This is a genomic window from Bacillus sp. 7894-2 (assembly GCF_002272225.1).
In the GTDB taxonomy this organism is placed as follows: Bacteria; Bacillota; Bacilli; order Bacillales; family Cytobacillaceae; genus Cytobacillus.
This window is the reverse complement of record NZ_NPDG01000007.1, coordinates 49,515-66,141: the sequence shown is the minus strand read 5'-3', so window position 1 is coordinate 66,141 and position 16,627 is coordinate 49,515. Positions and strand designations below refer to the sequence as shown.

At 41.1% G+C, this 16,627-nt stretch carries 14 protein-coding genes, 2 pseudogenes and 1 riboswitch; of the genes and pseudogenes, 2 read left to right on the top strand and 14 right to left on the bottom strand.

Annotation, left to right across the window (positions count from 1 at the left end):
- Nucleotides 1–66: 66 nt before the first annotated feature.
- The 9 genes from selB to CHI10_RS01840 all read right to left on the bottom strand — a co-directional run bounded on the left by selB (nt 67) and on the right by CHI10_RS01840 (nt 11,078).
- The gene (selB, locus tag CHI10_RS01880) at nt 67–1,944 is read right to left on the bottom strand and encodes a selenocysteine-specific translation elongation factor (RefSeq protein WP_095242583.1); all 1,878 of its coding nucleotides are present in this window, start codon (nt 1,942–1,944) and stop codon (nt 67–69) included.
- A gap of 74 nt (nt 1,945–2,018) precedes the next feature.
- Nucleotides 2,019–2,822, bottom strand: coding sequence for a type II pantothenate kinase (gene coaW / locus CHI10_RS01875; protein WP_095242582.1), 804 nt, complete (start codon nt 2,820–2,822; stop codon nt 2,019–2,021).
- Nucleotides 2,819–3,550 carry a YwaF family protein gene (locus CHI10_RS01870; protein WP_142301757.1) on the bottom strand — a complete coding sequence of 244 codons (732 nt, stop codon included), beginning with the start codon at nt 3,548–3,550 and terminating at the stop codon, nt 2,819–2,821. The genes coaW and CHI10_RS01870 overlap by 4 nt, the downstream gene beginning before the upstream one ends.
- A 65-nt stretch (nt 3,551–3,615) precedes the next feature.
- A complete protein-coding gene (locus tag CHI10_RS01865) occupies nt 3,616–3,990 on the bottom strand; it encodes an SET domain-containing protein (RefSeq protein WP_035330469.1) in 375 nt (124 codons plus the stop codon).
- 37 nt (nt 3,991–4,027) lie between these two features.
- On the bottom strand, nt 4,028–4,705 hold the full coding sequence (locus CHI10_RS01860) for a Dph6-related ATP pyrophosphatase (RefSeq protein ID WP_095242581.1): 678 nt from the start codon (nt 4,703–4,705) through the stop codon (nt 4,028–4,030).
- Nucleotides 4,706–4,770: 65 nt separating this feature from the next.
- A complete protein-coding gene (locus CHI10_RS01855) occupies nt 4,771–7,905 on the bottom strand; it encodes an AAA family ATPase (protein ID WP_095242580.1) in 3,135 nt (1,044 codons plus the stop codon).
- Nucleotides 7,902–9,047: an exonuclease SbcCD subunit D gene (locus CHI10_RS01850; RefSeq protein ID WP_095242579.1), complete on the bottom strand. Its 1,146-nt coding sequence runs from the start codon at nt 9,045–9,047 to the stop codon at nt 7,902–7,904. Before CHI10_RS01850 ends, CHI10_RS01855 begins: the two co-directional genes overlap by 4 nt.
- Nucleotides 9,048–9,222: 175 nt before the next feature.
- Entirely contained in the window at nt 9,223–10,506 is a 1,284-nt protein-coding gene (locus CHI10_RS01845) for a Na+/H+ antiporter NhaC family protein (RefSeq protein WP_095242578.1), read from the bottom strand.
- Nucleotides 10,507–10,592: 86 nt separating this feature from the next.
- Nucleotides 10,593–10,697: riboswitch (SAM riboswitch) on the bottom strand.
- Nucleotides 10,698–10,877: 180 nt separating this feature from the next.
- On the bottom strand, nt 10,878–11,078 hold the full coding sequence (locus CHI10_RS01840) for a cold-shock protein (RefSeq protein WP_009334826.1): 201 nt from the start codon (nt 11,076–11,078) through the stop codon (nt 10,878–10,880).
- Nucleotides 11,079–11,427: 349 nt separating this feature from the next.
- On the opposite strand from CHI10_RS01840, the gene CHI10_RS01835 reads away from it, so the two are divergent.
- A complete protein-coding gene (locus tag CHI10_RS01835; protein WP_095242577.1) occupies nt 11,428–11,697 on the top strand; it encodes a phage holin family protein in 270 nt (89 codons plus the stop codon).
- A gap of 53 nt (nt 11,698–11,750) precedes the next feature.
- On the opposite strand, the gene CHI10_RS01830 is transcribed toward CHI10_RS01835, so the two are convergent.
- The 5 genes and pseudogenes from CHI10_RS01830 to CHI10_RS01820 form a co-directional block, all read right to left on the bottom strand.
- Nucleotides 11,751–12,077, bottom strand: coding sequence for a hypothetical protein (locus CHI10_RS01830; protein WP_095242576.1), 327 nt, complete (start codon nt 12,075–12,077; stop codon nt 11,751–11,753).
- A gap of 134 nt (nt 12,078–12,211) precedes the next feature.
- Nucleotides 12,212–12,298 (bottom strand): annotated as a pseudogene (locus CHI10_RS22570) (SDR family oxidoreductase); the annotation flags it as partial.
- 461 nt (nt 12,299–12,759) lie between these two features.
- Entirely contained in the window at nt 12,760–13,707 is a 948-nt protein-coding gene (locus tag CHI10_RS22925) for a methyl-accepting chemotaxis protein (protein ID WP_483294943.1), read from the bottom strand.
- Nucleotides 13,702–14,448, bottom strand: a pseudogene (locus CHI10_RS22920) (CHASE3 domain-containing protein); the annotation flags it as partial. The gene CHI10_RS22925 and the pseudogene CHI10_RS22920, both read right to left, overlap by 6 nt.
- A gap of 352 nt (nt 14,449–14,800) precedes the next feature.
- Nucleotides 14,801–15,826 (bottom strand): VanW family protein, encoded by a 1,026-nt coding sequence (locus CHI10_RS01820; protein WP_095242574.1) that lies wholly within the window; start codon nt 15,824–15,826, stop codon nt 14,801–14,803.
- Between the two features lie 316 nt (nt 15,827–16,142).
- Between CHI10_RS01820 and CHI10_RS22835 the strand changes: the two genes are divergently transcribed.
- A complete protein-coding gene (locus CHI10_RS22835; protein ID WP_353615955.1) occupies nt 16,143–16,577 on the top strand; it encodes a DUF3992 domain-containing protein in 435 nt (144 codons plus the stop codon).
- The last annotated feature ends 50 nt before the right edge of the window (nt 16,578–16,627 follow it).

Sequence of the window (16,627 nt, the reverse complement as noted above, 5' to 3'; positions counted from 1 at the left end):
AATTTCTATAGATATTGTCACAGTAAAAGAGCACAGGATATATTATCCGTGTGCTCTTTTTATGAATTACACCCATATTCTCTTATTTTCTGTTCTCCGTGTCATTCCCAAAGAATCAAGTTTTTCAAGAAAAGGAATCATATACTTTCTGGAAAGACCCAATACTTCCTTTGCATGGCCCACTTCAAATTCAGCAGCTGTGCTCTTTTTCAGTTCTTCTACTGCTGCTCTGAAATGATCACCGTGCCAATAGTTTTGTGCATCCAGCGGTACGAGGATTTCCTGGTCTTCTAAATATCGTTTTAAATCCCCTTTAAGATTCTCAGGGATCCCGGCAGAAGCATAATATTCATCAAACGGCTTTACTTTATAGCCATCTTTTTTTAATTCAGCAAGAAGATTATCCGTGCGTTTTTGCCAGCTTTTCGGTACATGAGGATGAAAACCTTTATTCTGTAAAAACTGTCCTTTTCGTTGGAATGCCTTTTTTTCAATTCCTGAATTTAAAACAAATTCAACCAGCATTTTTGGGTATTTATTTTGCATTGCCTGCAGCAGTTCTGCTTTATTGGCCCCTTGCTTCATTGGATTTTCCAGATGGAACTCATTGAGGCGGTCAGCTATTTCTTCCTCTATTGCCTCATGGATGGCTGCTAAAGTGAATTCCTTGCTGGTGATGCCGAGGAAATCTTCTTCATTAAGAATTTTTTGAACCGTCAATTCATCAAGTGAAGTCTTTGCTGTAATCTCTGAAAGAGAAAGGACTTTCTCTTCTGACAGCGCCGCTTTTATGCGATCTTTCGGTGTCCCTTCTTTTTTCCTGCTTAGATCCTCAATGGTTTTTTGGCCGAACCGGTACTTTTCTCCATTGGGGTCGATAACCCAGCCCCCGCCGATGGTCTCCTGGGGACTTGGCCGTCTTAAAATGAACCGGTCTCCCCTTTTGGCGACCACTTCCTCTTCTAAACGCAGCTGACAGAGAATTTCTCCTTCTGCATTTAATAATTCATTACGGTCAAAAAAGACGATTTTACCCATGACTTCTGCCGTACCAATATGGCATTTAATCGGCATTCTCTGTTTGACGATATGCTCTAAATCCCCTACCATTCTTACAGCTACATCAATGGTTTTAGTGACGCTGAAATGCTCAGACGATACGAGGACTTCGCCCCGCTCTATATCCTCCTTCGAAACACCCGAAAGGTTGATCGCTGCCCTTTGTCCTGCAAATGCCGCTTTTGCAGACTGATGATGCACCTGCAGCTGTCGTGCCCTGGTCTCGATGCCATTTGGCATGATTTTCAGCAGCTGCCCTTCTTCGATTTTCCCTTCATAAACAGTACCTCTGACTACGGTTCCCTGCCCTTTCACTGTGAATACCTGATCAATAGGCAGACGGAAAGCGCCTTTTGCATCCCGTGTATCCTGATCTTTCAAGGTATGGATTATCAGCTGCTTTAACTCTTCAATTCCTTTTCCTGAAAGGCTGTCTGTTAAAATAAATGGAACATCTTCAAAAACAGTTCCTTTAAGCTCCTCAAGAATTTCTTCTTTTACAAGATCGGCAAACTCTTCATCGACACGATCAATTTTTGTTATGGCGACAATGCCATTTCTTATCCCCAGAAAATCGAGAATTTCCAGGTGCTCTCTTGTTTGCGGCATTACTCCTTCATCAGCTGCGACAGCCAGGATGACTAAGTCTATCCCGGCAACTCCGGCAATCATCTGTCTGATAAAGCGTTCATGGCCTGGTACATCCACTACTGATATTTGAATTTCATCATCTTCATGTAAAGGGGCAAATCCCAGTTCTATAGATATCTGCCTTTCTTTTTCTTCTTTAAGTCTATCTGTATCCACATTGGTTAATGCTTTCGTCAATGTCGTTTTTCCATGATCAATATGGCCAGCCATACCGATTGTAAAGTATCTCTTCATCAATCTGCCACCTGCTTCTATTGCGTTCTTTTTCAACTTTATCCTGAAAAATAGAATCTTTCATTCTTCTGGTTTTATAATGACAGCATCGCACCTAATGCTCCACAATAAGCTCCTTCTTCAATAAAGACAGGGTCTTTGCCAACCATGACGGTATACTTCTTTATAAGGTGCTTTAAAGGGGTATTGTTCCGAAGCGTGCTTCCTATATAAATTATATCGTCAATTTGATGATGAACTGCTGCCTGAGTGCTTAGAAGTACAATTGTTTCCGCGATCATGTTAGTTAAACTGGCAGCTTTGTCCTCCTTGCTTATTTGACCATCCTTCATCTTCCCAAAATTGCTGGCAGTCAGGCTTCCATCTATTGGCGGATCGAATGGTGAATAAATATCTTTGACCATTATATCTGTATTCTCTGCTTTCCCGCTGCCAGCCAGCGAAACGAGACTGGAGAAATCCTTTTCACCAGTCAGTAACCGTCCAAGTCCCATCAATGTGCCCCCGCCGATGCCGCTTCCGGAAACCCTTAAGATTTTCCCGTCTCTGTTCAGGCAAATCGATGTCCCTGTGCCTATAATACTTAAGATGAAATTCTCATTGGATAATCCATCTTGCTTCAGCAAATAGGATGCACCTATACCGGAAGACTCAAATTCAGGAAAGAGCAGGGCATTTTGAAAAAACTCTTTTTTAAGGTATTCGGCCTTCCCACCTGTCAAGGCAACTTCGGCATCAGCAGCAGTCATCTTAAGCCAATTCATAGAACTGTCTAGCTCATCAATCCGATAGCTCTTATAATGGATTTGTCCTTGTTCTTCAAATGCCATCTTCAGCAAAGAACCTCCGGCATCAATCCCTATTTTTACAGGTTTCATGCAGATTCCGCCTTTCCAGCTTTATTTTTGCCAATCATTTTAAATGGAAGCAATAGCAATAAAAACAGGAATACTGCCGCTATCTCCAGTGTCAGTATATAGTAAGGATACGGACCGAAGTAATCTAATAATGAAGCATTTTCCGGCTTATGGGACAGGAACATATAGTTTCCTCCTGTCAGTTTGTTAGCGAAAAATGCCGCACCAGCGCAGATATTCAAAAAGATAAAGGAATGAAGCATACCTTTTCCTGTTGGCCTGTATTGATGCACGAACACAAAATAAAGACTTGTCCAAATGATCAGATTATGAGTAATAAAAAATTGGAAATAACGAAAATGGGGAAAGCCTAAAAACAATTCTGGAGTCAGGATAGCCATTAAAGCGCCAGTAACTCCTAAATAATAGACTAACTGGAAGACGGCACTGGATTTCGTTGCTAATAATATCAAGCAAAGAACTAAGCTTATGGAGCAGAGCTGCAGCGGCAGAGTAAAAGAGATTTCCCAATAGCCGCCAAGATAAAGCCAAAGATGGTAAAGCAGTTCCAAAGTAAAAAGAAGCATAAACAAATACAGCCTGAATTTCTGATCAAGCCGGAAAAGTCCTTTTCTGAAAATAAATAAAAGTGCGGCTGCTGCTGCAAATAACACAATCATGGCAATATGAGATGCGGAAAAAACCAAAAAAGGGAAAGCATTATAATCATGAGAAAATACTCCTGACAAACTACCCTCTCCCTTCTGTGGGGAAGACTGCTCTCCGTGCAAGGAGGATTCAGTCTCCATTTATTTTATTTATTAAACCATAGGGGGTCATCATTTTCTGCTTCCCCATTATAGTTAATCAAAACCTCTTCACCTGCTTTAATATCTTTATAGGCGAAAAAATCAAATGTATGGTTGTCAAAGTTAATATCATATACTGCATTTGGCTGGTAGGAATGGTTGAAAAGCATTCCATAGCCTAATAAAAGGGCACTGTGATTTTTCCCGTATTCAAATGCATAATCTGCCAGAGCTGTTTTTTCAATATGCTGATGTTCATTATTTGGATACGGAAGCACCGGAGCCTCATGAATCAGTTCACCCTTCTTAATATCGCGAGTAGCAAAGACTCCTCTATTATGTTCGCCATCGCTTACTGCTGATGTTTTAATTTCAATCATTTCGTTACCTGCACATTCCCGTCATTGACGTTTATTATTAATTTTCAGCGAGCCTAAACTCGCCAAATTCCAATTTCTTTGTTGTCTCAAGCTGAATCACTTCAGGAGAGTCCAGCTGAATCCTCTTAGAAAATAGAGGACCGTCATACACAAATGTATGATATTCACCTGATTCACCCATTGGACAAACAGGTTCAGCTTCGATTCTGCTTACAAATTCATGATCAAGTTCTTTGCCGAGCCACGAGTCGTCCAACACATCTTCCCTGACACGTATGACTTTGGCTTTATAGCCTGAAACCACAAAGGCACTTAAAGCCTTAAAACTATCTTTCTCCTCCATCCATAGAGGATATACCGCATCCAATCCTGCTTCAGCCGCTGTTTTTTCTCCCCATTCACGGTGTCCATCCAAGTAAAGATCCCCATATGCAATGCCTGTAATCCCATAGGTATCTTTTATTTTTCTTAAATCACTCACAAAACGTTCAGAGTAATCTTCAAAGGTACAATAAATAAACTCTGCAGGTATGGATAAACTTTTAGCCTGAAGCTGGATTAATTCCTTTTTTTCCCCATGCCCAAAGGTTCTGCCAATTTCCTGCGGAACCGTTGTCAGAAGACATGCAACCTCGTACCCCTGTTTTACCAGCACATCCAGAGCCAGACAGCTGTCTTTGCCGCCGCTCCATGATAAAACGACTTTCTTCCTCAACAGTCATCACCAACTTTAATAGTATGGGAAAAAGGATAGGAGGTCTATCCTTTTTCTTCTGAATCCTAATTTAAAAATTGAAACTGTGTACGGCTTCCTGTCTGGCTTGCAGTAACTTCCAGACGCACATCTATCCTTTCCTTCAGCTCAGGAACATGAGAGATGATGCCTACAAGCCTTCCGCTGCTCTGAATTTCGATCAAAGCTTCTATTGCCTGATCCAATGATTCGGGATCGAGTGTCCCAAATCCTTCATCAATGAACATCGTCTCAAGAGACACGCCTCCTGCGTATTGCTGCACCACATCTGCCAGACCAAGAGCAAGTGCAAGCGCGGCTTTAAAGCTTTCCCCGCCGGATAAAGTTTTAACATGCCTTTCCTGCCCAGTGTATTGATCAAACACAAGCAATTCCAGGCCGCTTTGTGCGTTGCCCTTTGAGCGGTCTGTTTTTCGAAGCAGCATATATCTCCCGCTGGTCATCTTCGATAAGCGTCCGTTGGCTTCCCTCAGTATATCATCTAAAAATGCCGCCAGGACAAAACGTTCAAAAGTAATACGGTAAGTGTTCTGCCCTTTGGAAATTTCATATAAGTGTCCGATTACTTTATACCTTTCCTCAAGGGTCTTCATATTTTCATTTATTTCTTTGACTTTTTGCAATGTCTCTTCATTTTGCTTTTTCTTCATAAACAGATTTGTATATTGTTCCTGCAGCTGTTTCAATTGATCATCCGTTTCCTGCAATAATAGCTGCAAGCTTTCCAGGTCAGGTTTTTCAATCCCTTCTAAGAGTCCCGCCAGTTCAGCGTATCTGTCATTAATAGAACGGACTTCTTCCCGATATTCCCGAAGTTCACCTTCAAGCTGACTGATTTGTTCTACTGATTTTTTGGCATCCCGGTATTCTCCGTAGACTTCAAAACCCTGGTCCTTCATCCGCTGTACAAAATTCCTCCTTTCTGCTGCAAGCTTTTGCTCGATTTTAACAGCCTGCTTTTGAAGTGTCTCGAGCTTTGCCTGCTCTGCCATATGAACCGACTTTGCATCTTGATAAATCTGCTGGGCAGTTTCCAGCTGCCTTTGCATAATTTCAAGTTTTTCAGCCGCTCTTTTAAAACTTGATTCGTAAGCTTGAACAGACCGCAGGTTTTCAGGAATTGTGTCCGTCATCCTCGCTAAGTTGCTTCTCTTTTCCGCATGCATAACGGCAGCGTCATTTATTTGGCTTTGCAGAAGGTCAATTTCTGCAGCCAGAGATTCTTTCATCTCCTGTGAATTTTCTAACTCTGCAGTACAGTTTTCCAGCCTTAAAGATTTCTTCTTCAGCTCTGCATCAAGTGTCAGCAAATCCTTTTTTTGATCGGCAAGTGTATTTTTCAGCACAAGCAGACTTTCAGGTTTAAAATCAGGACGGTACTTCTGTATTTGGGCTGTTAATTCCGCTAATCCACTTTCACTGGAATTCAGTTGTGACCGAGCTTCATAAAATGCAGACTCTGCTTTCGCTTTCTCTGCTTCCATTTCAGCAGCCTGTTTTTTTGCTTCCTTCAGATCTTTTTCATCAGGAATATCTTGAGGAGAGACAGCTGGATTTGGATGGTGGTCTGAGCCGCAGACTGGACATGCCTCTCCGTTTTGAAGCCTTTCAGCCAAGATTGATGCCTGCCCATGAAGCCATTTGCCCTCCAGTTCAACTACAAGCATTTTGGCGTCAGTGAGCCTGGACGAAGTCTGCTCGAAATAACTTTTTTTCTTGCTGAAAGCATTCTGTGATGAGAGATGCTCTTTATGAAGCTCTTCATATCTATGAAGCCGTTCTATTTCGTCTGATAGTTTCTCCAGGTTTCGTTCATTCTCAAACTGTGCGAGCCTGCTCTTTTCAATGTCCTGTTTTTCTGCAGCAAGTGTTTTTATTTGCAGATCAGTGTTTAGGAGGGCTTCATCTTTCTGTTTTTTTTGAAGCCTGAGGTTTTCAAGATTTTTTTCAAGAGAACGGACAAGCTTTTCCACTTTTGCATACGAGAGAATATCTTCTTTCATACTTTGCAGGTGATTAACCTGTTCGGCAGCTTGTTTTCTTTCTTCCTCCCTGTTCTTTTCAGACTCCCATTTTTCCAGCTTTTCTTTTAGCAGAGATTCAAGAGTGCCTATTTTTTTCTGAAGTTCCTCAATATCGGCATGTGCCGCATCCAGATCCTTCTTCAGTTCATGGCAGAGCTGCTCCTGTTGACTAAGCAGGGCTGCTTTCTGGGCGAGAGCAATGGCATTCTCTTTGACAGTATATTGGTCTTTCAGTTCTTCAAGCTCTTCTTTCCGTTGCTTAAGCTCTTCTTTCGTCTTCAGCTGTTTAAGCACCATTTCAGCTTCATAGAGCTTTTGCTGAAGATGATCTCTCTTTTCCTTCTTTTTCCTGCCAGCTTCTGTCAGCTCAGCAAGACCTTCTGCCATCTCCTTAATTTCCTCTGTAAGAAGCGGCATGAGCAGTGTGTCATTGACACTTCCTGCTTCGAGGTATGATTTCAGCTCCCCGCTGTAAACAGCCTGCACATGATTAAAATACTGATCTCTCAATTTAATCTGTTCTTCTACCGTTCTTTTTAATTCAGTTGCATCTTCTTTAAGTTTTTCTTCGATGCGCTTGTATATTTGAGTATGAAATAACCGCTGCAGAATGATTTCCTTATCCTTGCTTTCAGAAGTCAGGAGCTTTCGGAACTCTCCCTGGGGAATCATCAGAATTTGCCTGAACTGATTGCTGTCAATGATCATAATTTCTTTTATCTTTTCATCAACATCCCTGACATTTGAAGCCAGGAGCTTTTGCTCTCCATTTTCATCATATATATACAGTTCTGCTTTTGCACTCACTGTTGTTGTTCCATCGCCCCGCTCTTTTTTCTTTTCCTGCTGAGGAGATCTTATAATATGATACCGTTTATTTCTTAAAATAAATTCGAGGGAAACCTCAGTTAGTGTATTATTTTTGGCAAACTGGCTCCGAAGCTCAGGACCATTCCGATCCTCTCCGCTTGCTTTTCCATAAATGGCATAGCTGATGCCGTCAAAAATAGTGGTTTTGCCTGAACCCGTCTTTCCGGAGATCACAAACATGGTCCGATTTCCAAGTTCGGTAAAATCAATGCTTTCACTGTCTGCATAGGGGCCGAACGCCTGCATCGTTAATTTTAATGGCTTCATTTCATGGCCTCCTCCCTAAGCACTTTTTCGATCACATCAGTCATTACCTGCTGTTTATCCTCTGTAAATTCAGAAGTGGTCATTTGTTCATAGAATTGTTTAAACAGATCAAGCTCCGACTTTTTCTCTTCCTTCATCGATAGGAAGGAGCTTTTTTTCTTCATATCTGTAATGGCTATCCTTCTTTCCAGGTGAAGAACATTCGGATAGACCTGTCTCAGCTTATTAATTGGATCAAGCAATGCGCCTTCGTCAAAAAGGGTGATTTTCAGATAGTCATCAAGATTCTGTTTTTCATAGAAGGCCGGGTCCATCAATTCATCTAAATGCCCTTCGATTTCTCTCAAATCTTTATGGGGCTTAAGTGAACGGAGACGCAAATCAAATTCGCCATTTTCATTCATTTCTATAATAGAAATCGATTTTTCCTGTTTGGCTTCTGAAAAAGAATATTTTAAGAGGGAGCCGGAATACCGAATTTTTTCATGCTTTATGGCATCAGGACTATGCAAATGCCCCAGTGCTGTATAAGAGAAAGGATCAAAGCAGCTTGAATGGACACAGCCTGATCCGCCTACTGAAAGGGTCCTCTCCGAATCACTGGTAGAACCGCCCAGGACAAAAGCATGTCCGACAAGAACGTTCGGCTCATTAGGATTCAGGTGCTTTTCAATTCTGCTCACAATTGCCTTCATTGCATCGTCATGTGAGTGTACACGGTCATCATCAAGCAAATGCCTGACCATTCCAGGTTCAGCATAAGGAACCGGATAAAAGTTCACACCATTAATATGTATAGGCTTAAAATCATTTGATAGTTTTCCAGACAAGTAGAACTTGCTTTGTTTATACCAGGAGCTTCCAAATGACAGCCTTTCTGCACTGTCATGGTTTCCTCCTATGGCAACCACAGGTGTATTAAGCTCAACATTTATTTTAAAAAGAATTTCATTCAGCAATTCTACAGCATCAGTCGGAGGTACGGACCGGTCATATAAGTCTCCTGCAATGACGACTGCATCCGGCTTTTCTTCCTCTACCACATCAATAAATTGATTCAAAAAATGACGCTGATCTTCGGTCATATATACACCATGGACCAGCTTGCCCAAATGCCAATCAGCTGTATGGATAAATTTCATATCTTACACCCTCTTTTCCTTGCCACAGATTCTTTCTGCAATATTACCATTATACCAAATCAAAAAACGGCAGAGTCTCAGCAATATTTTACAGAACATTCGTTCTAATTATATCATCAATTTTTCTGAAACACAGCATAGTTCAAAGAAAAAAGAGCCCAGCAGGCTCTTTCATTTATTGCTTTTTCAGCTTAGGAAAGTTGATCAAAATGGCAATAATACCGCATATGCCAATTAATAATGGATAAATGGAATATGCCATGATGCTTACCGGCGAAATGGCAGCGAGCCCGGAAGCAGCGAGCATCTGTGCTCCATACGGGATAGTCCCTTGTACAAAGCAGGCAAATATATCAAGTATACTTGCTGATTTACGCGGGTCAATCTCATATTGATCTGCAATTTTTTTGGCAAGAGGCCCTGCAATAATAATGGCAATAGTATTATTGGCTGTAGATAGATTTGTCAGAGAGACTAGTGACGCAATACCAAATTCAGCACCCCTGCGGGATTTGATTTTGCTTGTAGCCACGTGAAGCAAGTAATCTATTCCTCCATTAACCCTGATGATCTCCACCAATCCGCCAATGAGGATGGCAATGATGGCAAGGGTCTGCATGCCAGCCATTCCCTCAGCAATCATTTGCAGGAATGAAACAAACGTATATCTGCCGTCAGCCATTCCAATCAGGCCTGAAAGAAGGATACCCCCGCTAAGCACAAGAATTACATTCATGCCAAACAATGCTGCAGCCAATACGCCAAGATAAGGGACTACTTTTAAAAAGCTGTAATCTCCGCTGGTCACCACACTTTCCTGACCTGCTGTTAAAATCCCAAGAATTACAGCGGTAAGAACAGCAGCAGGCAGTACGATTAAAAAATTCACCCGGAATTTATCGGTCATTCTCGTTCCCTGAGTTCTGACCGCTGCAATCGTCGTATCAGAAATGACAGAAAGATTATCTCCAAACATGGCACCGCCTATTATTGCTGCCATGGCCAGGGCTACTGAAATATCTGTTTCTGCTGAAAGGGCCACACCAATTGGAGCGAGAGCGACAACTGTCCCCATTGATGTTCCCATCGATAATGAAATAAAGCATGCAATGATAAAAATTCCGACCATGAGGAGATTCTGCGGGATAAAAGAGAGTGCAAGGTTCACAGTCGAATCAACTGCACCCATTCCTTTAGCCGTACCAGAAAAAGCCCCTGCCAGGATAAAAATGATGGACATTAATATAATATCAGGATGTCCGGCACCTTTTGTGAATATCTCTACTTTTTCCATGAATGGCTTTTTTCTGTTCATTGCCAGAGCAATTCCAGCTGCTGCGGATACAATGACAATGATTGGTATGCTGTTAAAATCGCCTGTTGCTATGCCGCTGCCAATAAATATAAGCAGGAAAGCGGCTAGCGGCAATAAAGCCCATGGATTGCCCCTGTTTTTCATTGAATTCTCCTTTATTAATGGATTTTCCAAGCAAAATAAAAAGACCTCTTCAAGCAAGAAGAGATCTTGATCTATCAATCGTTCTCTTCTTATCTGCCAAGCATCTATGCTTGCTGGATTTGGCACAGCGCTCTACAGAGCCCGCTGCCGAGACATCTTCGGGCCAGCCCCTCCGTCTCTCTTGATAAGTGAATAGTATTAAATTATTCTAAAATAACTCACGTTTGAACATTATACAGGAAACTCGCTAAACTTCAAGTTTTTTTTATACTGTATTGATGGTTGAATTATGAAATTTTCCAATAAGTTATTTCTGTAAAAAATAAACAGCCTGACCAAATGGCCAGGCTGTTTTTGTATGGGTGTGTCGATTATAGTTTAGTTACGTTAGCTGCTTGAGGTCCGCGTGCACCTTCAACAACTTCGAAAGAAACTTCTTGGCCTTCTTCTAAAGATTTGAAACCTTCAGATTGGATAGCAGAGTAATGTACAAATACGTCGTTTCCGTCTTCACCTTCGATGAATCCGAAACCTTTTTCAGCATTGAACCATTTTACTTTACCGTTTTTCATGAAAAAAATCCTCCTATTGGCTAGAAAAAGCCATGTGTAAATTCACCATATACACGCTTATTACTTTACGTTCATTACTCATCCAGACCATTTCCTAACGGTTGAAAAAGCAGCTAGCAAAATATAACACGATGCATAACGGCTGATTCAAATTTAGCACTTATAGGAATGAATGTCAACTATTCTGCGCGTCTTTCATGGCATTTTATCAAACTATTCCGTCTTCTCTAAGCTTAATAGTTCCAAAGCTTGGTAATTAAATTTCTTCTATTTTATAGACAAGCAGACAAACAACTTATAAATGGGTTTCATAAACTATATAAAAACATTAAGCAGGGGGGTGAATGGATTGAACTTACTGGATTTGTTAAATCAGAATTATTACATGCTGGTCCCGGCTTTGTGGGTAATTGGGTATGCATTGAAACAGACACCCAAAGTTCCAGATTGGTCTATCGTATGGATTCTTGTAATGATATCGGTTTCTGCAGGCAGTCTTGCATTTGGCTTTTCATTTGAAGGGCTCCTTAACGGAATCGTGGCTGCAGGAGTTGCGGTGCTTGGACATCAAATGATTAAGCAGACTATAGAAGGTGCTTACGGCAATAAAAATAAATAGGTTATATCAAAAAAGTTCATCCATGATTGGGATGAACTTTTTATATAATCCTATTATTTTAAGCCGGCCAGGACTTTTTCTATATCTTCGGCAGTCATTTCCTGTGCTTTTCCAAAACTGTATACATGATTCGATGCCCAGTAATCATAAAGCCTGGCAAGATCATTTCGGTCATATACTTTATTGGCAAACGTGCTGAAAAAATAAACGATCAGAACATTAACCACATTTTGCGGCAGCTGTTTTCTGTTTGCGAGCGTGCCCAAAGCGATTTTTTCCAACCCTCTAATATTGCCGCCTGTTGAATACTTAACCATATCAAGCGGGGAAGCAGTTTCACACTTTTGCACAAAATCAGGGTCATTTAATAAATTTAACATTGTTCTCTCCCCTCTATAACTTCTATTTATACACATTGGAAGAGATCAATTAACCCTTTTGGGTATTTTGTATCGAAAATGATATAAATAGCTATAATTTGTTAAGTAAATGTCACTTGCTTTCGTTTTAACTTTAAATGAGCAAATTCTATTGAAAGCGACCTGGAAAATGCCCTTATGGCAGCTTTGGTAGAAGCATAAGCCAATTCGCCGGGCATTGGCCAAGTTCCTGGACGGAAGTCATTTGGGCCTGCCGGGACTGGCATGGGAATTGGATTCCAATAAAAATGCAGATACACAACAAGGTATCTGCGAATTTATGGTTTGAAACTCCCACAGCAAGCATTCCTTGTTACAAATCATTTTTTAGACCAACCACTCCTCAAAATAGCAGGCAGACGTTTAGTAAATTTAAATGATTACAAGTTATGCCACATTTAGAATTTCAATTCTCCTTCCGTACATCTCCTAGATTGAGCATATCTTCAAAACCATTAAAATGCAACTTAATTTTTCAGATACTTTAATAGTTTCTGTCAGTTCTCAGTTAGACGATGGAGAGAAAAATTTTGTTTCATTGTTTTGTGTGTGCTTTTTTAGTCCTAGGCAACCTCTTATGTTCGAATCTGACTCTGATTTCTTACTCTCCAGCCCAGTCTGTATGATGGACAGCGAAATAAGCTTATAATTTAAATCTCGAAACAAGTTCCTGCAATTCTTCAGAAAGTTTTGCAAGAGACCCTGCTGATGAAGATACTTCTTCCATGGTGGCGAGCTGCTCTTCAGTTGCAGCTGAAGTTTCCTGTGAAGCTGCGGCATTTTTTTCTGAAATGTCCTGAACATTTGACATGACATCAATTATCTGAGTGGTTAAGGCAGTCAGTTCTTCCATTGAGGATGTGACTTCTTCAACTTTGTACGTTACATCACCCATTGAATGAGCGATCTCAGCAAAAGCTGCACTTGCTTCCATTGTATCTTCGAGGCCCTCCCTTACCTGTTCATTTCCTTTTTCCATTGCCAGAACGGCCTGCTTTGTTTCTTCCTGAACAAGCCCTATCATATGCTGTATTTGAATGGCAGATTGCTTGGAACCCTCTGCCAATTTACGAACCTCGTCAGCGACAACCGAAAAGCCTCTGCCATGCTCACCTGCCCTTGCAGCTTCAATGGCTGCATTGAGGGCAAGCAAATTTGTCTGTTCTGCGATATTCGTGATTAATTCCACGATATTGCTGATTTCTTGTGATCGGGATTCGAGCGTATAAATATGCTGAGCAGCGCTGCCTACCGAAGTATTTATTTCATTCATTTGCCTTACAGCATTATCGACTGAGTTAGTGCCTTGTTTAGTTAAAGTATCAGCCTTTTCCGCCGCTTCAAGCATCAGCTCGCTGCTTAAAGAAATCTGCTGCATTCCGGAAGAAATCTCCTCCATTGAAGAAGATACCTCTCTAAAACGATGAAGCTGCTGTTCAGTCCCCAGAGCATTTTTCTGCGAAATAGCCGCTACCTGTTCAGAAGCCAAAGAACTTTCTTCTGCACTTGCCGCCAGCTGCTCACTGCTTGATGCAACTTGTTCTGATGTGCTTCTTACCTGGCTGACTACAGACCTCAAGTCCTGGACCATCTTATTTAATGATAAAATAAACGCTCCTATTTCATCCCGGTTTTTTACTTTAATGGTGGTCTGACTTAAATCTCCTCCTGCCACCTTGTCTATCGCTGCTGCAGCCAGATTAATCGGCCTGGATATCATTCTGCTTATAAAATAAGCAATCAGCATAGCAGCAAAAACAGCTGTAATTGTAATAATTAATGTAATCGTCTGAGAAGATTTAACGCCCGAGACAGTTTCATTTATTCCGGCTTCTAATTGGGATTCGTAAAATTTTACAAGTTCATCCGCTTTTTTGTTAAAATCCTGGCTGACCTGTTTATCGGAGGTTTCAACTAATGACATATAAGCATTATTTTCCTCAAGCTTAAACTTAATTTCTTTGTCAATAATGCTCTGGTAGCGATTATGGAGCATTTCCAGCTCTTTCGCCAATTCCTTCTCCTTCTTATTGCCGGCTAATTCATTCAGTTTATTGATATGATGCTCCATCCTCTTGCGGGAACTTTCATAGTCACTCAGATATGTAGAGTCGCCTGTCAGGAGATAGCCGCGGATCCCCCCTGCTTCATTCATAAGCTCTGCCTTCAGAGTTTTTACAAGCATCACTTCAGAGACATTATCATCTATTAAACTTTGATAATTTCTGTTAACATTACCAAGTTCATAATTTGATAAACCGGCGACAAGGCCAAATAATAAAAGAACAGACAAAAACCCGAGAAACAGTTTTTTTGCCACAGATAATTTCATGCCTTTTCCTCATTTCCAGATAGGATAGGATATTCTACTTATAATTTAACATGAACACAGCTGGTAAGTCAGTCATTTTTTTCCTATTGGACGAATATTCACAGAAAATTCTCCTTCTTTCGCCATTATTTGCATAATAAGACAAAGAAAATGCCGCTAATCCGGCTGGCAGATTAGCGGCGACTATGCAGACCAAAGATCCTTAGGGAGGAGATCTTCTATATCATTGTATTAAAAGGGACTGAAAAGGTGTGGACAAACCCCTCCGCTATTTGCTTATTTTTCATAAATTATTCAGTGCAAAACAACTCAGGCACCTAAACCGGAAACATGGCTTAGGTGCCTAATACAGTTAAACTGCGTTCTTTAGCATTCCCTCATACTTTTTTGCGGTTCTGATTTCAATTGTTAAGACACCATTTCCGAAGTTTGCTTTTACAAGAAGCGGGATGCCGGTTGTGTTTTCAAATCTGAAGTCTTTGCCTCCATAGGAAACGGTTGCGTCCCTGCCCTTAGGAACATAGCCTACTGTCACTGAGTGGTGGTGTTTTTCAACATAGCTGACCCCGACTTTATCGACAGCATTGTAAAGAGTGGAGGATGTTTGGCAAATACCGCCCCCAATGCCCATTACGAGCTTGCCATTAAGGGCTTCTTCTGCAGGCTGATATCCATGCGCTTCATCACTGGGTCCCACTGTTGTATTAAAAGAAAAATGATCTCCCTCACCAAGGATGATATTATTGATGGCTTCTGCTGAGAGTTCAATGTTTTTTGTCCTTCCTTCCACGCCGCTGTTAAAATTGGTAGTATAGGATGCGACGACTACTTCCCCTAAATAAGGCACATCTGCAGGGTCATAACCGCTTTCTGAAACATAGAGCGGCAGCTCAACATCCCCGCCGCTTACAGAAGCAGCAAAAATCTTATCCACTAATTCGCTTTCTTCAAGAATAACCTCAGACTGCCCTTTAATGATATTGCCATCGGAACCAATTTTGTCTAGGGTCATTCTTTGGTCATAGCCTTTCATTTTATCCGTCCCGCGCGCTATTTCTTTGGCCCATTTGGCAAGATCTGCTTTATATTTTTCATCATCCTCTCCAAATCCCATTTCAGCAGGGCTGAATGTCTTTAGCACTGCTTTTGTATCAGGATCGATGACATTAACCACAACAGGCTTTATTTCTTCCTTCTTATCTTCCTGAGTCTGCTCCTCTGCTATTGCCTCCTCTTGGGCCTTTTCTTCTTCTTTAGCCTTCTCTTCCGCAGGCTTTTTCTCCGGCTCATTATCGCCGGCAGCTTTTCCTGAACACCCGGCCAATCCTATGAAACAGACAATCAACAAAAGTGCTATTCCCCATTTTCGCTTAGTCATTTTTCCCCCAGCTTTTTTTAAATATTAGCTTTCTTTCTCTATGTAGAAAGCTGTTTCCATTTTCTAATTGTATTCACCGGCGGAAAGGGGTATTCCTGCCATTCTGCAAGTTAAGTTGTACCTTTTTACCTATTTTGAAAAACGCCTGCGGAGTGCAGACGTTTGTTCCAGCCTAAGTTTAACAGAAGAGAAATCAAGTCTGGAAAATAACTCCTGAGCTCACAGCTCTTTAAAATTCGCTCTTGTGATAGGTCATTTCTACAAACAAAAAAGAAACAAGCTAATAATATAGTAGAAAAAGGAGGGTTGAGTTTTTATGTGTTCCAGCTGTAATAGCATGTGCTGCTGTTGTCCGGATGAGAATGGGGGTAATGGTGCAGGCCGTCCCATAGTAAGCGATAAATTTTGCGGAACATTTGAATTAGACTGTGGTAACCAAGCGAGCCCTGACCGTATTGTTTGGAGGTCAATACAAAATAATGTCCTTGCTCCAGTTGTAGGGACTATGACTATCATTTATAATGGCGGATGCGCTGACAATTTAGTTGCTAATTTGCTCAGAAACGGTGTAATTGTAGGTTCTTTAACAATTCCTGAGCCGGAAGGACAAGGCAGTGTTCCAAATAGTAAATCCCTTACCGTGCAGAATGAATTTGATTCCCTTGAAATCCTTTGCCTTGGACAAGGTGCTAATGATTGCGAAGGGCAATATTGTCTAAATATCCACTATCCTTCCCCATTTAACCAATAACTTCTTTAAATTAAAAAGGAGAACCCCTGATTTTAAATTCATTGGGTCTC